Source organism: Microcoleus sp. OTE_8_concoct_300 (assembly GCF_031383065.1).
GTDB lineage: Bacteria > Cyanobacteriota > Cyanobacteriia > Cyanobacteriales > Microcoleaceae > Microcoleus.
On record NZ_JANMZH010000652.1, the window covers coordinates 1 to 1,724 of the forward strand.

The 1,724-nt window shown below is 44.7% G+C and carries 2 protein-coding genes; both read left to right on the plus strand.

The annotated features are described in order from the left end of the window. Positions 1-192: 192 nt before the first annotated feature. Positions 193-1,017, plus strand: a complete 825-nt coding sequence (locus ACUVJL_RS29720; RefSeq protein ID WP_445249125.1) for an SWIM zinc finger family protein — start codon at positions 193-195, stop codon at positions 1,015-1,017. Between the two features lie 210 nt (positions 1,018-1,227). Then, on the plus strand, positions 1,228-1,724 hold a 497-nt coding region (locus ACUVJL_RS29725), incomplete at its 3' end, for a YlmH/Sll1252 family protein (protein WP_445249126.1).

The window sequence follows — 1,724 nt, forward strand, 5'->3', positions numbered from 1 at the left end:
TTTGTGCATAAGTTTGTGGCAATTGGCACTTTGGAAGAAAAGATTGACCAAATGATTGAGGACAAAAAGAAATTGGCAGGGTCAATTATTGGTGCGGATGAGTCGTGGTTGACTGAGTTGGATAATGAGGCATTTAAGAAATTAATTAGGCTCAATAAAAATGCGGTTCTAGATTAGGAGAAAATTCAAAATATGTCACAATTTACTCGGACTTGGTGGGGCAATAAATTTATCGATGGGCTGGAAAAATTTACTGATTCTGGACGACTCGGACGGGGACGTTCCTATGCACGGAATGACAAGGTAAAAAGCTTTAAGATTAATGATGGCTTAGTGATGGCAGAAGTAAGGGGGTCGGTAAATCCTTATTTTGGGGTTTATAAGGAGCCACTCTACAAAACTAAAATTGAGTTTCAGGCGATTAGTCAGGAAAAGTGGAAAGTGGCGATCGCCCAAATGGCATCAAAAGCCAGCTTCATTTCCCGGCTGCTAATAAACGAAATGCCCGACAATATTGAAAATGCTTTCTCACCCCTCGGATTGCACCTTTTACCCAGCAGCCGTGAGGACTTTAAAACCACTTGCTCTTGCCCAGACTATAGCAATCCCTGCAAACATATTGCCGGAGTTTATTATTTGGTGGCGGCCGAATTGGACAAAGATCCATTTTTACTGTTTGAATTACGGGGGCTTTCTAAGGAAGTGCTGCACCGCGAATTAGCAAAAACGCCTTTGGGAATGGCGCTTTCTGCCGAGTTAACGGCGGATGCAGCGGCCCCTGTGGCGGTGGATTCCTATTACACGCGGGCGATCGCCAGTGAGGCGCAAACGGTCAGCCTGAAAGAGTTTTGGCATGGTGCGAAGCGATTACCGCAGACGATTGAGGTGGCAGCGCAAAGTGGGGTAAGTGCGATCGTGGTGAAGAAACAGGGAGATTTTCCACAGTTTTGGCACAAGGATGGTTCGTTTATTGAGGCGATGGAAGAACTGTATTTGCGGGTGAAGAAGAATAAGTAGTTGGGTGGACAATTTTGCTGCCATACTCGAAAACTTCATACATTTGGTACAATAATCGTGCTCATCATATCAGCTTTACCAACAACTAAAATCATAAGATCGTTATTTGATGATTTTAGACTATAATTAAATTAGTGCGACTGTTAAAAAAGTAGACTTTTTACTGACAGCAAGGTTTGGCAATTTCAAATTAGAATCTAAAATTGACTGATGTTACAAAGAGAAGAACTGTTAAAAGGCCTTGAAAACCGCGAATGTGTGGCGCGGGCGATCGACCAAGCCGAACAAGCCATAAAAACTTGGGAAGTTACTCAGACTGATTTTTTGTCGCCTCCAGAATTGGCGGACACTCTGACGATATTTAAGCGGTTAACAGACGTGGAATTAGTGGCTTGGGGAGGCTATCCGCAATCTGAAAGACAAAGAATTGCGATCGCGCGATCGGATATCCCGATCGACTCTGCTAGCGTTAACGTTGCTGCGGTAGAAATCGCTGGCAATTTCTTGTTCGATACAGCTTCTCACCGCGACTTTTTGGGGGCGATGTTGGGTACGGGAATTGTCAGGGAGAAAACTGGCGATGTGATTGTTTTGGGAGAACGCGGCGCGCAAGCCATTGTCATGCCGGAGATGGTAGAGTATTTGGAGATGAGTTTGCAACAAGTGCGATCGGTTCCTGTAAAAACTCGGCGCATTGAGTTGAGCGA

Coding starts and splice junctions, on each gene's coding strand:
- ACUVJL_RS29720 (WP_445249125.1), top strand. CDS start 193: ATGTCACAATTTACTCGGACTTGGTGGGGCAATAAATTTATCGATGGG.